Origin of the sequence: Photobacterium gaetbulicola (assembly GCF_003025515.1) — a bacterium.
In the GTDB taxonomy this organism is placed as follows: domain Bacteria; phylum Pseudomonadota; class Gammaproteobacteria; order Enterobacterales; family Vibrionaceae; genus Photobacterium; species Photobacterium gaetbulicola.
Map to the genome: position 1 here is coordinate 304230 of NZ_PYME01000002.1, position 15919 is coordinate 320148.

The following is a 15919-nucleotide window of genomic DNA, read 5'->3' on the forward strand; positions in this document are numbered from 1 at the left end:
AAGATGCCCGCAATATGTTTTCTAATCAGTGTTACGCACAATTAGAAGTAGTATTCAGCACCGAATAGGAAGCGTGTGCCGTCTGCGCCCTTATCATTACCTAGCATGTCGTAGTTACGCACGTCGAAGTAAATCGCTGTGCTTGGTAGCAAGTACATCACACGACCAGTGATTGCCTGAGAACCTACGTCTTTCGTCGTCACCTCAGTACCGTTAATTTTTTTCGTTACCGCTTTATCTGTGTCAGATGTTGCTGCATAACCAATCTTATACACCCAAGTCTGATCCATCATGTACGCCACAGTTGCAGAGTATGCATCTTGCTGATTATCAGTAGCATCGTTCCACATCGGCTTATAAGCGGCTGTTAAAGTAAAGTCGCCTAGATTCAGGCTACCACCTACGATAGCGTAAGAGATGTCACCTGTTAGTGTCTTATCGCCAACTTTAGTTTCAGCATCTTGCTGGTTGTAGTAACCTGCATGAATATTGAAGTTGTTGCCGGTGTAACCCGCCGCAATCGAAGCAACCATTTCATCCGTTGACGTATTCATACCGCTAAGAGTTGCCTGAATTTTCACGCCGCCCCAGTTGGCAGAGTCAAAACGAATGGTGTGGTTGGCACGGTCAGCAAAGCCCGCATCAATGGCATTGTGCCAGTCGAACACATTACCCAGGCCAGGGTTGGTGTGTGGATAGTCAACGTAATCGTAAGCAGCAACTAGCTGACGACCGTATTTGATTTGACCAATACCATCGAACTCAAAACCTACGTATGTGTCACGGCCACCGAATGCACCAAAGCCATCATTGTTACCTTCGCCGCCGTTATCAGCATTGCCTGTTTCCATCTGGTAGATGAAAGCCGGTGCCATTGCGTCGTACTCTACTTTACCGCGAATACCGATACGTGATTCGATTTCAACGTTAACGTTATTATCTTCATCCGATGCATCGGCACTCCAAAACTGCAGGTTACCTGCTGCCTGTCCGTAAAGGACAACGTTCTCACCCATCAATTCGATGGCTGCATTTGCATTACTTGCTACTGCGGTCATTGCAATGGCCGCGCCTAATAGAGAACGTTTGAACATTTTATCCATGGAAAACTCCTAAAAATACTAGCTGTGTTTACTTGTGCCCAAAAGGTTGGCCGCCGTGGGCAACAAGTAACTCTCCCGATATGTCAGCCGGATGGATACTCCGACCAAATCATATTTTTTAGTTCTGAGTTGAACTGCTGTGTAACTTCACCCCTAAGACTACTTTCACAACAAAAAACATCAAATAGAACTTAATTTATTCTTCGAAAAATATGACTCAGTGCAAACTTTAAGCTGATTAGTGATCCGGATCAACACAACAAGCACACACTCAAACCAAAAACAAAAAAACCTTTTTTTTCATATACATGGTCACATATGGCGCAGTATGGAATTGTTAAATGCACATTTTGGCTACCTCTTGTAGAATTGTTCTACATCTCATCACCACAACATAAAACAGCACAAAACCGCACAAAACCGCTTTGCGTTTCGAGGTAAAAATTAACCACAAAAAAAGTCACAGACATAAAAAAAAACGGCTCTAAAGACATAGCTTTAGAGCCGTTTACCGTTAATTCCGTTAATAAATTATATTTTGACGTTTTTAACGAGCCATGAAATCGACCAGTGCCTGCTCATCCCAAACCTCAATGCCAAGCTCTTGAGCCTTAACAAGTTTTGACCCAGCAGCTTCCCCAGCCACCAGCAAGTCAGTCTTCTTCGATACACTGCCCGTCACTTTGGCACCAAGGTTTTGCAGGGCAGCTTTAGCCTCCGAGCGCGTAAGCTGAGACAAACTACCGGTCAAGACCACCGTCTTGCCATCTAAAGGCAATTCAACATCAGCATCGCGCTTTACAATCGCTGGCCAGTGAATACCCACCTCGATAAGCTCGTTGATCACGGCCAGGTTGTGCTCTTCCCGGAAGAAATTGTAGACATGGGCAGCAACGATCTCACCTACGTCCTGTACCTCTATCAGCTTTTCTTTACTCGCAGACTCAATGGCTGGCAAGGTTTCGAAGTGCGAGGCCAAATTAGCGGCTGTTGCCTCACCCACCTCTCGAATGCCGAGTGAATACAAGAAACGCGGCAGCGTAGTCTGTTTGGAAGCGGACAAGGAATCCACCAGTTTTTGCGCGGACTTCGGCCCCATTCGTTCCAGTACCGTCAATACCCCGGCCGAAAGCTTGAACAAATCAGCCGGGGTTGCCACCATTTCGCGATCCACCAACTGCTCAATGATCTTTTCACCACAGCCATCCACATCCAGCGCTTTACGAGAGACAAAGTGCTTCAAGGCTTCTTTGCGCTGTGCCTGACAGAAAAGGCCACCGGAGCAACGGGCAACGGCTTCACCCTCGACCCGTTCAACCTTGGATTCACACACCGGGCAAGATTCCGGGAAGACAATCGGCATGGCATCAGCCGGACGGCGAGATTCAACCACAGAAGCAATCTGCGGGATCACATCACCGGCACGGCGGATCACCACGGTATCTCCAACCATGACGCCAAGGCGGGCAATTTCATCGGCATTGTGCAGGGTGGCATTACTTACCGTCACCCCACCGACAAACACAGGTTCCAGTTTTGCCACCGGGGTGATGGCACCGGTGCGGCCGACTTGGAACTCGACGTTGTTAAGTGTCGTCAGCTCTTCCTGCGCCGGGAACTTATACGCGATAGCCCAACGCGGGGCCCGGGCAACAAAGCCGAGCCGCTGCTGAATAGCGATATCGTCAACCTTGATCACTACGCCATCAATTTCATAAGGCAGCGCTTCACGTTTGTTGCCGATTTCCTGATGGTAAGCAATCACTTCACCCATATTGGCAAGCCGGCGGATCTCAGGACACATCGGCAATCCCCAGCCTTTGAGCTGCACGAGGCGGTCATACTGACTTGGGACCAGCTCGATTCCTTCGACCACGCCCACGGAATAGGCATAAAAACTCAAAGGTCGGGTTGCGGTGATCTTAGAGTCCAACTGACGCAGACTGCCCGCTGCCGCGTTACGCGGATTGGCAAAAGTCTTCTCTCCTTTTTTGAGTGCTTTTTCATTCAGCGCCTCAAAGCCTTTTTTCGGCATGAAAACTTCGCCGCGGACTTCCAACCGCTCAGGCCAGCCCTCACCCCGGAGCTTCAATGGTATCGAGCGGATGGTGCGAACATTTTCGGTAATGTTTTCACCCGTGGTGCCATCACCGCGGGTCGCAGCCTGTGTCAGTACCCCGTTCTCATACATCAAACTCACAGCCAGGCCATCTAGCTTCGGCTCACAGCAGTAGGTAAGGGAAGGCTCAGACAACAGGCGATCCAGCATTCGCTTTTCAAACGCGTGAAGATCATCGTCATTGAAGGCATTGTCCAGTGACAACATTGGGATTTCATGGGTGATCTGGGTAAAGCCGTCAAGCGGCTTACCACCAACACGCTGGCTCGGTGAATCAACCGTCACTAGCTCTGGATTTTCCGCCTCAATCGCCAGCAACTGCTGCATCATCCGGTCGTATTCCACATCCGGTATTTCCGGGTTGTCTTCTACGTAATAGCGGTGACCGTGATAGGCAAGTAGTTCGCGCAGCTCATCGAGCTGCTGCTGAATGTCGTGGCTCATAAGTGTACCTGTGCTTATACCAAGCGTTTCACCTCAAAGGGTGTTGCTTGGGGAGGATATAAAAAAACAAGGCCCCTTATACCTATATGTATAAAGGGCCAATTTGTGTTCGTTAGGCGCTACAACAGCTAACTAGTTAACTAACAGTGTAGCGTTGGGCTTTGTCGCGATAGCCGCTGATACGGTGCGGCGTGATGAGGTTACGCTCATGATCAAGCACATCACCGCCTAAGCTATCAGCAATGCGCTGGACGGTTTGCAGCATCAAATTGAAGTTTTGATCAGCGCGGCCTACCTCGCAAGGCAGCATCAAATAAAAAGCGACACCCGGTGTTTCAAAGCTTTCGCTACCCCCTTGCGGGAAATGGGCAGGATGCACCATGTTCGTCACGCTAAAGATAGCTGGCCCGGTTCCCGCCGCATCCGCATGGCGATGGTAAACGGAGTTCTCACCAAAGATCAGGTGGTTTTGCTCAAACGCGTTGAACAGACGGCTACCGCGGAACAACTCGCCATTACGGGCATGAACATTCAATACCAAGTAATCAGGAGGAAGGACTTCTTTCTCGGCTGGTTTCTGCGGCTCTTCAACAGGCTCAGTTGACTCTACTGCAGGCTCTGCAGCCACAACGGGTTCAGAAGCCTCAGCATGTAATGCCTCGGTCGGTGAGTCCGTGGCATCAAGCTTGCTCGTCACCGGCTCCGCCGAGGCAGGCATTGCTGATTCAGCTGCAGCCGATTGCGATTTAGCTTCAACGCCAAGAGCTGCAGCTTGTTCAGCCGCTGGCGACAATGAATTATCAAGCACCGGTTCGTCTTCAACCGTAACTTGCTCAGCGCTTGCGACATTTAAAACAGGCTCCACTTTCTCAACCGTCCGAGCGGACTGCTGCTGAGGTTGTGGATGACTTGGCGGCTCTGCAACTGCCACACTCTCTGCCTGCGAAGAGGCCGGCTCTGGAGCTTGCGGCTCGGCAGCCACTGGCTTATCAGCACGCGTGACCGCGGCTGGTGCACTCTGCACTGCAACCGGCGAGGCAGCAACAACCGCTGGCTGCTCCGGGGCCGCTCCGTCCAGCAACGGGTCAGCATCCAGCTTCGCACCAAAGTGCAATTCTGGTTCTTTCCTTTCATGACGAGGCGCTTCAGCATTGAGGGGCTCAGAGTTAACAACTCTCACACTACCGACCCCATCCTTATCAAAACCTTCCGAATCTCGGGCAGCCTTATCCAACTTGCCCAGTGGTTTCTCACCAAATTTAGCAGGCTTTTCCTTCCTGCTGCTCCACAAACCGTGAAGCAACAACCCTGCAATGGCAAGAGCACCGACAATAATAAGAACCAGACGCAATTCCTGCATATGAATACTCTGAATTTACTTGTAACCCATTACCGGGTAAATCAACATCCAGATTACATCCTCTGGATAAAACCAGTGGGGTAACCTCTACTACTTAGCTTGGCACTTTTTTATCACAGCCTGACATGGCGTTATGACAATACCGTGCAAATTAAAAGCCAACATCAGCCCTTTACTGAAGCAGTATACAACAGTCATTATGGACTTAACTTTACTCTAATGTATCAAAACTCAAATCAGAATGAGAAGGTGAATGTCGTTATTCGTGCAAGATAGTGCTACCGTGCACAAAAATGTACAAGCTTTGACCACTTTTGCCGCCAGCTGACGCACTCATCACGGCGTTAATTTGCTTACAGCAACGATTCACCGTTACTATCACAGCCAACACCGAAATATACACTCTCGTTTCTTGCCAAGGAGCCTATATGCAATCACCCCGGCAACCCACCCCTCAACGTTCTGCCCCGCTGAGTGGTGCCGGTTATTTCTTTCGCGGTATTTCACTGGCGACCCAGCCGGGCACGCGACGCTTCGTTCTTTTTCCGCTGCTGATCAATATCGTGTTGTTCGGCACGGCCTTTGGGCTGGTATTAAGCCAGCTGGGTACCTGGATTGATGGCTGGATGAGTCAGCTACCCAGTTGGCTCGACTGGCTGTCTTATCTACTGTGGCCTTTGCTGGCCATCGCGACGCTGGTGACCTTCTCTTATCTGTTCAGTACCATCGCCAACTGGATTGCCGCCCCATTCAATGGCCTGCTAGCCGAACACCTGGAAGCCAAACTGACGGGACAGAAGGCGCCGGACACCGGGATCACCGGCGTGATGAAAGATCTGCCACGTATCATGCACCGCGAGTGGGTGAAACTGAAATATTACCTGCCAAAGGCGATCGGGCTGTTCATTTTGCTATGGATCCCGGCCATTGGCCAAACCATCGGCCCGGTACTGTGGTTCCTGTTCAGCGCTTGGATGATGAGTATCCAGTATGCTGACTACCCGTTTGATAACCACAAAGTACCATTTCCGGCCATGCGCGATGCGCTGAAAACCAAGCGCGGCACCTCGCTGAGCTTCGGCAGCCTGGTGATGCTGTTTACCATGACTCCGGTTCTCAACCTGTTTGTCATGCCGGTTGCGGTATGCGGCGCGACAGCCATGTGGGTCGACCATTACCGCGAGCAGCATAGAAACTATTGATCCGGCAATAGGCTATTGGCCATAGGCGAGCGGGATGAAGTCGCTCGTCTACACATATCCTATAGTTACCACCTCCAAACGGCGTTCCCATACTATACTCTTTGCTCTTCCTATAGCCCATCGCCGCTCTCGCCTATAGCCGTTATATTCCGATATTCACCCCACTCACCGCTCACTCTGCTTGAAACTTGTTCGGCGATACCAACAGTCCCATATAACAATAAGATATAACTACAAATTACTTTGCAAACGCCGTTTAAGGGTTATGCTTAACGTGTCTTATGTTTTTAACGCGTTACGAAGGAACGACAACAATGAGCAAGATTTACGAAGATAACTCCCTAACAATCGGTAATACTCCGCTCGTTCGCCTTAACCGAGTCAGTAAAGGTAACGTATTGGCTAAAATTGAGGCTCGCAACCCTAGCTTCAGCGTAAAGTGTCGTATCGGTGCCAATATGATTTGGGATGCCGAGAAAAAAGGCATTTTGAAAGAAGGTGTCGAGCTTGTTGAACCAACAAGTGGCAATACCGGTATTGCTCTTGCTTTTGTTGCCGCTGCACGTGGTTATAAGCTAACCCTGACCATGCCTGAGAGCATGAGCCTTGAGCGTCGTAAGCTACTAAAAGCCCTAGGTGCAAACCTTGTACTGACCGAAGCGCCAAAAGGAATGAAAGGGGCTATCGAGAAGGCGGAAGAAATTGTCGCCTCCAACCCTAACAAATACCTGCTGCTGCAGCAGTTCAACAACCCGGCCAACCCAGAGATCCACGAAAAGACCACGGGCCCTGAGATTTGGGATGCCACTGATGGCGAAATCGATGTCTTCGTCTCTGGTGTGGGAACAGGCGGCACACTGACTGGCGTAAGCCGCTTCATCAAGCAGCAGAAAGGCAAGGCAATCACCACAGTTGCGGTGGAGCCAACAGAATCACCGGTTATCACCCAGGCGCTTAACGGCGAAGAAATCAAGCCGGCTCCCCACAAGATCCAAGGCATCGGTGCAGGCTTTATTCCCGGTAACCTGGAGCTTGATTTGATTGATGAGGTTGAACGCGTGAGCTCGGAAGATGCTATCGATATGGCACGCCGCCTGATGGAAGAAGAAGGCATCTTGGCAGGCATTTCTTCTGGCGCCGCAGTGGTAGCAGCAAACCGCATTGCTGAGCACCCGGAATATGCAGGTAAAAACATTGTTGTAGTGCTACCGAGTTCAGGTGAGCGTTACCTGTCATCAGCCCTGTTTGCCGGCATCTTTACCGATAAAGAAACCCAACAGTGATCACACTTTTAGGTGTTACCACTCTGATTGTTACCCAAAAGCCTCCCTATGGGGGGCTTTTTTGTTGCATTTTGCCCCTAGCTTTAATATAAATCCGTTGTGTTTTATTTCTAGCTTCAAAATAAAGCGGTCAAAAATCGGACGGCCAGAGGTTGGAACAGAGAGAAAAGTCACAAAAAATTGACTTGGATTAATCTCAAACACCGAACTGTTGGGTAGTTTATAATCCCAGATAGCGAGCTTAACATAAACAGGTTAAGCTTACTTTCAGTTACGTTAATATTAAATAAATAATATCTATATCGGGGTGAAAAATGTATCAGAAGCAAGTTGAGATCACTGCAGAAAACGGTCTACACACTCGTCCAGCTGCTCAGTTCGTTAAAGAAGCTAAAGCTTTCGACGCTGACATCACAGTGACTTCAAACGGCAAAAGCGCAAGCGCGAAAAGCCTATTCAAGCTTCAGACTCTAGGTCTAGTAAAAGGCACAGTAGTAACTATCGCTGCTGAAGGTGCTCAGGCTCAACAAGCTGTTGACCACCTAGTTGCTCTAATGGACGAACTGCACTAATCCGCAGTCTGTTTATTACTTCCCCTAGTTTTAAGTCAATTTAAGGTAAGGCTATGATTTCAGGTATCCTGGCATCTCCTGGTATTGCTTTTGGTAAAGCACTACTTCTGCAGGAAGAAGAGATTGTTCTAAACAAAGCTCCTGTCGCTGCAGACCAAATCGAGAACGAAATTCAGCGTTTCTTCGATGCTCGAAAAAAATCTTCTGAGCAACTAGAAGTTATCAAAGAAAAAGCACGCGCAACCTTCGGTGAAGAGAAGGAAGCCATCTTTGAAGGCCACATCATGCTGCTGGAAGATGAAGAGCTTGAAGAAGAAATCATAGCCTTCATTAAAGACAACAATGCTTCTGCAGATCTTGCTATTCACTCTATCATCGAAGAGCAAGCATCTACGCTGGAATCATTGGATGATGAATACCTGAAAGAGCGCGCAACGGACATCCGTGATATCGGTAACCGCTTTGTGAAAAACGCACTGGGTATCAGCATCGTCAACCTAAGCGCTATCAACGAAGAAGTGATCCTGGTTGCTAACGACCTGACCCCTTCTGAAACGGCGCAAATCAACCTAGATTACGTACTTGGCTTCATCACTGATATCGGTGGTCGTACTTCGCACACCTCTATCATGGCGCGTTCTCTAGAACTACCTGCCATCGTAGGTACTAACAACATCACAGCTCAGGTTAAGAACGGCGATATGCTGATTCTTGATGCAATCAACAACAAGATTGTGATCAACCCATCTGATGCTGAACTAACCAAATTCAAAGCGATCCGTGACGCGCACGTTGCCGAGAAAGAAGAACTGGCTAAGCTAAAAGACCTGCCAGCTATCACCCTTGACGGCAAGCAAGTAGAAGTTTGCGGTAACATCGGTACAGTAAAAGACTGTGACGGCGTTAACCGTAACGGTGGTGAAGGTGTTGGCCTTTACCGTACTGAATTCTTGTTCATGGACCGCGACGCACTTCCTACCGAGGAAGAGCAGTACGCAGCTTACAAAGAAGTTGCGGAAGCAATGCATGGCGAGCCAGTGATCATCCGTACTATGGATATCGGTGGTGACAAAGATCTACCGTACATGGATCTGCCACAAGAAATGAACCCATTCCTAGGCTGGCGTGCGGTTCGTATCAGCCTTGACCGTCGCGAAATCCTACGTGACCAGCTACGCGGTATCCTACGTGCATCTGCACATGGTAAGATCCGTATCATGTTCCCGATGATTATCTCTGTTGAGGAAATTCGCGAACTGAAAGCTGCGATTGAAGAGTACAAAGCAGAGCTTCGTGCTGAAGGCCACGCGTTCGATGAAAACATCGAGATCGGTGTAATGGTTGAGACCCCTGCTGCTGCAGCGATTGCTCACCACCTGGCAAAAGAAGTTGAGTTCTTTAGTATTGGTACTAACGACTTAACCCAGTATACTCTTGCTGTTGACCGTGGTAATGAGCTGATTTCTCACCTTTACAACCCACTATCACCTGCAGTCCTAACTGTGATCAAGCAAGTTATCGACGCTTCTCACAAAGAAGGCAAGTGGACAGGTATGTGTGGCGAGCTAGCGGGTGATGAGCGTGCAACCCTACTACTACTAGGTATGGGTCTGGACGAATTCAGCATGAGTGGAATTTCGATTCCTCGCGTTAAGAAGATTATCCGCAACGCTAATTTTGCTGACGTTAAAGCAATGGCTGAGCAGGCGCTTGCTATGCCTACTGCTGCTGAAATTGAAGCTCACGTAGAAAAATTCATCGCAGAAAAGACCATCTGCTAATATAGCTGCAGATAAAATAACAACGCTTAGGAGCAACGATATGGGTCTGTTTGACAAATTGAAGAAGCTGGTTTCTGATGACAACACTGAAGCTGGTGCTATCGAAATCATCGCACCACTTTCTGGTGAAATCGTAAACATCGAAGATGTGCCAGATGTTGTTTTCGCAGAAAAAATCGTTGGTGACGGTATCGCTATCAAACCTGCTGGCAACAAAATGGTTGCACCAGTAAACGGTACTATCGGCAAGATCTTTGAAACTAACCACGCTTTCTCTATCGAGTCTGACGACGGCATCGAGCTATTCGTTCACTTCGGTATCGACACTGTTGAACTGAAAGGTGAAGGCTTCACTCGCATCGCTGAAGAAGGCCAAACAGTTAAAGTTGGTGACACTATCATCGAATTCGATCTAGCGCTTCTAGAAGAGAAAGCGAAATCAACTCTGACTCCAGTTGTTATCTCTAACATGGACGAAATCAAAGAGCTGAACAAACTTTCTGGCGCAACAACTGTGGGTGAAACTCCAGTTCTTCGCATCAAGAAGTAAGATTGTCACAATCTTTGCCAAAAGCGCTGCCCTCGGGCGGCGCTTTTTGTTTTTCCGTTTGCAGCAGCAAAAATTCGCCAACAAGTACCACAAATCAGTCGCCCACCTCAGCTAAAAACAGACGTTTAATCAAAGATAGTTAATCTTTTTGTATAAAAAACATCCAGCACTATAATTAATTAAGCTATCAATAATAAAATTAGCAATGTTAGTGATTTCTTGTGCACTCTAACCGAAATCACGCAAATTTATTCAAAATGGAGTTAACGGTGATGCTACAACGGTTAGTTTTTGGGTGCTTTCTAATCACATGTGCCTACTCTTCACTGGCCACTCCGATTGCGTGTCTGGATATCGGTAACGGCAACGGCTCAGCAGACATGAGCTGTGTGGTAAATTCAGGGGACATATACACATGGCAAGCTGCCGATCCCGTCACCCCGTCCGCTGAGAAGTCATATACCCATACTATCGGACGGGTTGCTAATGACCGGGTTGAAGATGTCGCCAGTGTTCTCGCTTTTTTATTTGATACCGGAATTTCAACTGACGGCGGCGTTAACCCTCAATATTGGAATTTTCTACTGGATCCTACCGGCAGCCAAACCGCGCTAAATTTAATGGGCAAATCGGACGACAACTATGGCTCGCTTACCGATGCCGGAGGGTTTACAAGTGGCTCATTTTCTATCCCAGATCCGGCCACAATCATGACGGTCAAAAGTGCAACATCCTTTTCTATAAATATTTTCAGTTCACAGCAGCAGCGAGGGGATTGGTCGACAGCAGGGATCACCAATGGTGGTGGTAACCAGCCAGCATTATCCCATATCTCTTATTGGGAAAGCGGTTCTTTACTCAGTACCTATTTAGCTTCCATCCCAACACCGTCTCTGCTAACTACTTTGACTCCCCCTCTGGACCCTACCCCTTTACCTTCAACGCTGACTTCATTAAGTCCTCCTTTGGCGACAGTTCCGGCGCTTTTTTCCCTGACGCTGTTGGGTCCTTCTAGTGCACCAATTCCTACACTTGCTTCCTTCACTGCACCAGCAACCCCGTCAGCGGCGATCTCTGAGCCACCTTCGTCTGCTTTATTTTCTCTCGCCCTACTGTTAACTGGGTTCTCTCGTTTTCGGCAGATAACGCGCAACGGGTGATTTGATGCGCCATGGCGCATCGAGAGTAAGCTGGATGAATTGCCGTTCATAAAAAACGGGAGCCAAATGGCTCCCGTTGACTGTCACAGCGCGAAGCGAAAACCTTAACACTGTTGTGAAGCTAGGCCCCGCCCCTAATCCTATAGCGAGTTAAGTATCTCTACCGATGGTGCAAAGAAGTAAGCACCGGTTACCGCCGTCGTAAAACGCAGCAACTGATCGGTTTTGCCGTCGGTGTGGCCGTACATGCTCTCCAGCATGGCCTTGAAGTTGTGTTGAGTATGGCAGTAGGCAATGAACAGCAGACCGTGATCACCGCTGACAGAGCCATACGGCAGGCTATGGCGGACAATCTTCAGCCCCTTGCCTTCTTCCTTGATATCCACCCGGCCAACGTGTGAGGCGGCCGGTACGTCTTCCAGCTCAACCGAGTCAGGTTTGGTTCGACCCACGACTTTCTCCTGCGCCTGGATGTTCAAGCGGTTCCAAGCCGGAAGGTTGTGGACAAAGCGCTGCAGCATCACAAAACTACCACCGGCAAAGTCACCCTCTTTGATCAGGGCGACGTCTTGGCGCGCTTCTAGGGTGTTCGGATTCTCGGTACCGTCAATGAAGTCAGTCATATCGCGCGAATCAAGGTATTTGAAACCGTAGGTTTCATCCATGATTTCAACGTGCTCAGCAACAGGCGAGATAAACTGGCGCAACAGGTAGAAGTTCAGATCATGTCGGCTTGAATTGACATGAAGCAACACATCGCCACCGGTTGCCGGTGCCGTGATCTCGCCTTCACCTAGCGGGACAAACTCCTCGAACTCGGCCGGCGAGCCTTTTTCCAGTGAGGCCCAGAATGCCTGACCAAAAGCGATACTGGCTCTTAGCTCAGCCCCCGGCTGCTGGCTGTTGATCTCGTCAACCAGAGTGTGGACTTGTTTACAACGCTCAACAAGCGCCTTGGTATCACCTGTTGCCTTGATAACAACATACAATGCGAACGGTCCTGCTTCAGGCAAAATCAGAGGTTGTGCCGTAGCCATATTTTTCTCCTAACTTATTATCATCGCTGATACCCAACCCGGGCATACAACATTATGTATTTCAAAGTATAACGAGAATAGCTTAAGGAAAATTGATCATTATCAGCAGAGCAGGAATACGCCAGGCAAATCAGTAACCCCATATCTTTGACCCGCTCTCGCCCTCGCCGGTCTCGGGAGCAGCCACGGTAGAAAACCGCTTTGCTGTTCAATTTGTGTCTATTTTACCCTGCTAAGCTGGAGTAAAATTTATACAAACACAACCCATTAGCTCAAACCAATAATAAGGATAAGATCATGGAAACGGGTTCATCATCATTTCCGACCAAAGAGGTCGCAGGTACCCTCTACCAAGCAAATCAGACCCAGAAACTGGTGAATATTCACCAGGCCAGCATGAACAAGTTCGAAGACGATCCGCAGGAAGATCCGGATACCGTCGTCATCACGGCCGACACCAAAGCACAGACCCAAGAAGAGCAATTGATCATCAAGAAAAAAGTCGCCGATGCGATAAACGATCACCTGCCTAACAAGCCTGACTTCTACAGCCAGAGCATCACCCCTGATCCCGGCACAGGCAGCGGCAATGTGCTTGATACCTCTGTATAAATCTGCCGGCTGAGCACAACATCAGAATCTACAGACACCCAAAAGCAAAAAGCCCGCTGTTGCGGGCTTTTTTAGTATAGGGTGCGGGCAGCAAATACCTTACACCGACGTCACTTCGACCTGGAGCTTCACTTGCTTATCGCCATTGTTGTCCAAGCCTTCAAACATGGTCGGAGTATTCAGGCCCGTTGACAATGTTGGCGACACCAGTGTACGCCAGCCACCATCATCAAGACGCTCCTGGACCTTGAACGCAATTTTGACCTCTTCGGCCGAGACCTCCAGCAGCTCTGCGCTTCCGACCAGTTCCCGGCGACTATCTTCACTATCGATATTACTACCAAAAAAGACCGTCTCTTCACCAGGCAGTAGTGACAGTGAGGTATTAACCGACTGGGTACTTCCAGACGCACCAGTCAGTTCAAAATTCACATCTAATAGCCAGTCGGCCATGGCTAACGGGCTTAGCAGTGCGCTGAACAGCACCAACCCTTTACCCCAGTCATTCATTGTCTTTACCTCTCTACGGGCTTGTCCGCAAATGTATTTCTGACCCTGGAGCTTCTGAGCAGGTACCCTCCAAGCCAGAATGTCAGCAGCAGGCTGACCGCCCGGGTCCAGCTGAAGGCCCCGTGGGTCAACATCAGCTGATACATTTGCAAAACACAATCTGTTGTATAACTCAGCAGCAGGATCCCTTTCCCATGCAGCCATACGAAATTAATTAGTTTTTTATTTTTGTGGCGGTATCCGGCCATCCACATATAGATAAGTGCCGGAAGGCCTAATAGCATTGCCAGATAAAGGTTATCTCGCAACGGATATAAAATCTCCAAGACCTGGGCCCCTTGTTCGCGGCTTGCGCCCGCCATGACAAAAACCACCCAGCCTTTGGCACTGAACAACCAACACAGCCATAACATGGTCGAAGGTTTCAACAAGCCATGCTTGTCATAGGCGTCTATCGGATATATCACTTACTTTCCCCGTTTCTCACTGCTTACTGTGCAATGGAGGCTTACCCCTGATATTTCAATAGCCAACTTTGTCTATGGCCGTTGTGGGGATCATTCTAAAGCGGGACCGATATAACAACACTGTTCAGTACTAGGCACACCTTAATCTATCTGGTCGCAACTACCAGCCAAAGTGGTAAATTCTGTGGTTCAACGCACTATTTGGGTAGTCGTCTTGTCGACATGATCACGTTTTGTGGGATGAGAATGACGAATTTTCTAGTTTTCTTACAAAAGTCACATCAGAAATAAATATGCTCAGTTTCTAACGCTTTAGTGGAATATCCATTAATATTCATTGTGTTAATGAATATTTTACCACCATTACCCCTTGTTCAGTTTCTGTTCATACAATGTAAGATTCCTACCACTTTGGAAGGCGGGGAAGACAGAAAAGTGCCAATTGATATTGGCAGCGGTATAATCGACCCAAAGAAATCATGGATCGGACAAACAATGGCAACCAGCAAAAATCAAGGGGCGCCGTCCCCAGAGACCCAAGCAGAGGCAATGAAGATTGCCCGTGCGACGCAAAAACCAGGCCAGACCAAAGAACAGACCAAGCTGATCGCTCAAGGGATCCAGCACGGTATTGAGCAATATAAGAAACAACAAAAAGCCAAAGCCCGCGAGCGGGACAAGCTGCGTAAAAAACAAGCCAGAGATAAATCGCAAGATATTGAACAGCCCGCTACAGATGCGCCAGCAGCAGAACAAGTGGTTGTGAGTAAACAACATTGGCTACCCTGGCTATTGCTTATTGCCTCTTGGGTTGGGTTTATTGGCTACCTTCAATTCAGTTAACGCATATGAGGATTCATGGATGACTCAACAACAAAGTTTTCGTTATTTTCCTCTGCTAGCACTTCTGACTGTTCTCACCGGGTGCGGCAGCCCGAATTCGGCCTACAGCCACACGGTAAAAGTCAATCAAATCTGTGGTGAGAAACCAAACTGTGTCAGCACGCTGGATAACCGCGAAGAGCACGCTTTGGCCCCTTTTGAACTCAGTAAAACAGGGCTGGAGCAATGGGCGCATATCGAGAAACTGGCGCTTTCCCTTCCCGGTGCCTCCCTCGCTAAACGCACTGACGATTACCTTCATGTAGAGTGCACCAGCAAAGTCTTCCGCTTTGTTGATGATTTTGAGGTACAACGGCAATCAGGGCAGCTTACCGTCCGCTCGGAATCCCGCACGGGATATTCCGATTTCGGTGTCAACCGTAAGCGCGCCGAGGCATTCCGGAAGCTGTTGGCACAAGAAGGTTACCTGAAAAATTAGCCATAGCAGGCACACCTCTACAGTTGCAAACGATTCTCAATTAGATCTAAAATAAGCTCAATGGCAAATGGAGGATCGAGATGAGTATCGCCAGTTATTTGATGTTCGGCATCTTGGGATTCCTTACCATGCTCGTGATCCAAGGGCTAGAAGCTGCTGTTCAGATCCCTGGAGCTTCCTCTGCGCTCACGTCGTGGTTAGCGATTTATGGCACTTGGTTAGCCGTTATTGCCCATGGGGTTTATCTGTGGTGCAAAAACCCAGCCCACAGAATCGAGTAGGAGGAGGCCTCACGGCCTCCGTCCTCTCACACCACCGTACAAGCGTGGGTCGCATACGGCGGTTCCGAATATATTTTCAGTGACTCATACCCATCTCTCAATGAGTACATGCCCATC

The 15919-nt window shown here is 48.8% G+C and carries 16 protein-coding genes and 1 pseudogene; 10 read left to right on the top strand and 7 right to left on the bottom strand.

The features are described from left to right. Positions 1–41: 41 nt before the first annotated feature. The 3 genes from C9J03_RS02915 to zipA form a co-directional block, all read right to left on the bottom strand. Entirely contained in the window at positions 42–1103 is a 1062-nt protein-coding gene (locus C9J03_RS02915) for a porin (RefSeq protein WP_044624019.1), read from the bottom strand. Positions 1104–1650: 547 nt separating this feature from the next. Then, positions 1651–3666 (bottom strand): NAD-dependent DNA ligase LigA, encoded by a 2016-nt coding sequence (gene ligA / locus C9J03_RS02920; RefSeq protein ID WP_044624020.1) that lies wholly within the window; start codon positions 3664–3666, stop codon positions 1651–1653. A 136-nt stretch (positions 3667–3802) separates the two neighbouring features. Continuing rightward, positions 3803–5026 carry a cell division protein ZipA gene (zipA, locus tag C9J03_RS02925; RefSeq protein ID WP_044624021.1) on the bottom strand — a complete coding sequence of 408 codons (1224 nt, stop codon included), beginning with the start codon at positions 5024–5026 and terminating at the stop codon, positions 3803–3805. 428 nt (positions 5027–5454) lie between these two features. On the opposite strand from zipA, the gene cysZ reads away from it, so the two are divergent. From cysZ to C9J03_RS26435, 6 genes are all read left to right on the top strand, one after another. Next, complete coding sequence (gene cysZ, locus C9J03_RS02930; RefSeq protein WP_044624022.1) at positions 5455–6228, top strand: sulfate transporter CysZ; 774 nt, start codon at positions 5455–5457, stop codon at positions 6226–6228. Positions 6229–6542: 314 nt separating this feature from the next. Then, positions 6543–7511 (top strand): cysteine synthase A, encoded by a 969-nt coding sequence (gene cysK / locus C9J03_RS02935; RefSeq protein WP_044624023.1) that lies wholly within the window; start codon positions 6543–6545, stop codon positions 7509–7511. Positions 7512–7825: 314 nt separating this feature from the next. Then, positions 7826–8083 carry an HPr family phosphocarrier protein gene (locus tag C9J03_RS02940; protein WP_039460664.1) on the top strand — a complete coding sequence of 86 codons (258 nt, stop codon included), beginning with the start codon at positions 7826–7828 and terminating at the stop codon, positions 8081–8083. Positions 8084–8136: 53 nt separating this feature from the next. Further along, positions 8137–9864 (top strand): phosphoenolpyruvate-protein phosphotransferase PtsI, encoded by a 1728-nt coding sequence (gene ptsI, locus C9J03_RS02945; protein ID WP_044624024.1) that lies wholly within the window; start codon positions 8137–8139, stop codon positions 9862–9864. A gap of 40 nt (positions 9865–9904) precedes the next feature. Continuing rightward, entirely contained in the window at positions 9905–10414 is a 510-nt protein-coding gene (gene crr, locus C9J03_RS02950) for a PTS glucose transporter subunit IIA (RefSeq protein ID WP_039460662.1), read from the top strand. Positions 10415–10686: 272 nt separating this feature from the next. Beyond that, positions 10687–11574, top strand: a complete 888-nt coding sequence (locus C9J03_RS26435; RefSeq protein ID WP_146149053.1) for a hypothetical protein — start codon at positions 10687–10689, stop codon at positions 11572–11574. Positions 11575–11714: 140 nt separating this feature from the next. Here C9J03_RS26435 and C9J03_RS02960 read toward each other — a convergent pair whose 3' ends face one another. Beyond that, complete coding sequence (locus tag C9J03_RS02960; protein WP_044624026.1) at positions 11715–12611, bottom strand: Dyp-type peroxidase; 897 nt, start codon at positions 12609–12611, stop codon at positions 11715–11717. 297 nt (positions 12612–12908) lie between these two features. Here C9J03_RS02960 and C9J03_RS02965 point away from each other — a divergent pair, with 297 nt between their 5' ends. Then, on the top strand, positions 12909–13223 hold the full coding sequence (locus tag C9J03_RS02965) for a hypothetical protein (protein ID WP_044624027.1): 315 nt from the start codon (positions 12909–12911) through the stop codon (positions 13221–13223). 99 nt (positions 13224–13322) lie between these two features. Here the strand turns inward: C9J03_RS02965 and C9J03_RS02970 are convergent, their stop codons facing one another. Both C9J03_RS02970 and C9J03_RS02975 read right to left on the bottom strand, forming a co-directional pair. Then, a complete protein-coding gene (locus tag C9J03_RS02970) occupies positions 13323–13733 on the bottom strand; it encodes a hypothetical protein (protein WP_044624028.1) in 411 nt (136 codons plus the stop codon). 5 nt (positions 13734–13738) lie between these two features. Continuing rightward, a complete protein-coding gene (locus C9J03_RS02975) occupies positions 13739–14200 on the bottom strand; it encodes a DUF2919 domain-containing protein (protein WP_044624029.1) in 462 nt (153 codons plus the stop codon). A 495-nt stretch (positions 14201–14695) separates the two neighbouring features. On the opposite strand from C9J03_RS02975, the gene C9J03_RS02980 reads away from it, so the two are divergent. The 3 genes from C9J03_RS02980 (at position 14696) to C9J03_RS02990 (ending at position 15802) form a co-directional block, all read left to right on the top strand. Beyond that, positions 14696–15043 carry a DUF2956 domain-containing protein gene (locus C9J03_RS02980; protein WP_044624599.1) on the top strand — a complete coding sequence of 116 codons (348 nt, stop codon included), beginning with the start codon at positions 14696–14698 and terminating at the stop codon, positions 15041–15043. A gap of 19 nt (positions 15044–15062) precedes the next feature. After that, a complete protein-coding gene (locus C9J03_RS02985) occupies positions 15063–15521 on the top strand; it encodes a DUF1499 domain-containing protein (RefSeq protein WP_052829832.1) in 459 nt (152 codons plus the stop codon). 80 nt (positions 15522–15601) lie between these two features. Beyond that, positions 15602–15802, top strand: a complete 201-nt coding sequence (locus C9J03_RS02990; RefSeq protein ID WP_044624030.1) for a hypothetical protein — start codon at positions 15602–15604, stop codon at positions 15800–15802. Positions 15803–15828: 26 nt separating this feature from the next. On the opposite strand, the pseudogene C9J03_RS27150 reads toward C9J03_RS02990, so the two are convergent. After that, positions 15829–15919, bottom strand: a pseudogene (locus C9J03_RS27150) (group II intron maturase-specific domain-containing protein); the annotation flags it as partial.

Excerpts from the sequence above, each read along its gene's own strand:
- ptsI (WP_044624024.1), top strand. The coding sequence starts at position 8,137 with ATGATTTCAGGTATCCTGGCATCTCCTGGTATTGCTTTTGGTAAAGCA.
- C9J03_RS02985 (WP_052829832.1), top strand. The coding sequence starts at position 15,063 with ATGACTCAACAACAAAGTTTTCGTTATTTTCCTCTGCTAGCACTTCTG.
- C9J03_RS02965 (WP_044624027.1), top strand. The coding sequence starts at position 12,909 with ATGGAAACGGGTTCATCATCATTTCCGACCAAAGAGGTCGCAGGTACC.
- ligA (WP_044624020.1), bottom strand. The coding sequence starts at position 3,666 with ATGAGCCACGACATTCAGCAGCAGCTCGATGAGCTGCGCGAACTACTT.
- cysZ (WP_044624022.1), top strand. The coding sequence starts at position 5,455 with ATGCAATCACCCCGGCAACCCACCCCTCAACGTTCTGCCCCGCTGAGT.
- C9J03_RS02980 (WP_044624599.1), top strand. The coding sequence starts at position 14,696 with ATGGCAACCAGCAAAAATCAAGGGGCGCCGTCCCCAGAGACCCAAGCA.
- C9J03_RS02990 (WP_044624030.1), top strand. The coding sequence starts at position 15,602 with ATGAGTATCGCCAGTTATTTGATGTTCGGCATCTTGGGATTCCTTACC.
- zipA (WP_044624021.1), bottom strand. The coding sequence starts at position 5,026 with ATGCAGGAATTGCGTCTGGTTCTTATTATTGTCGGTGCTCTTGCCATT.
- C9J03_RS02970 (WP_044624028.1), bottom strand. The coding sequence starts at position 13,733 with ATGAATGACTGGGGTAAAGGGTTGGTGCTGTTCAGCGCACTGCTAAGC.
- crr (WP_039460662.1), top strand. The coding sequence starts at position 9,905 with ATGGGTCTGTTTGACAAATTGAAGAAGCTGGTTTCTGATGACAACACT.
- C9J03_RS02960 (WP_044624026.1), bottom strand. The coding sequence starts at position 12,611 with ATGGCTACGGCACAACCTCTGATTTTGCCTGAAGCAGGACCGTTCGCA.
- C9J03_RS26435 (WP_146149053.1), top strand. The coding sequence starts at position 10,687 with ATGCTACAACGGTTAGTTTTTGGGTGCTTTCTAATCACATGTGCCTAC.
- cysK (WP_044624023.1), top strand. The coding sequence starts at position 6,543 with ATGAGCAAGATTTACGAAGATAACTCCCTAACAATCGGTAATACTCCG.
- C9J03_RS02940 (WP_039460664.1), top strand. The coding sequence starts at position 7,826 with ATGTATCAGAAGCAAGTTGAGATCACTGCAGAAAACGGTCTACACACT.
- C9J03_RS02915 (WP_044624019.1), bottom strand. The coding sequence starts at position 1,103 with ATGGATAAAATGTTCAAACGTTCTCTATTAGGCGCGGCCATTGCAATG.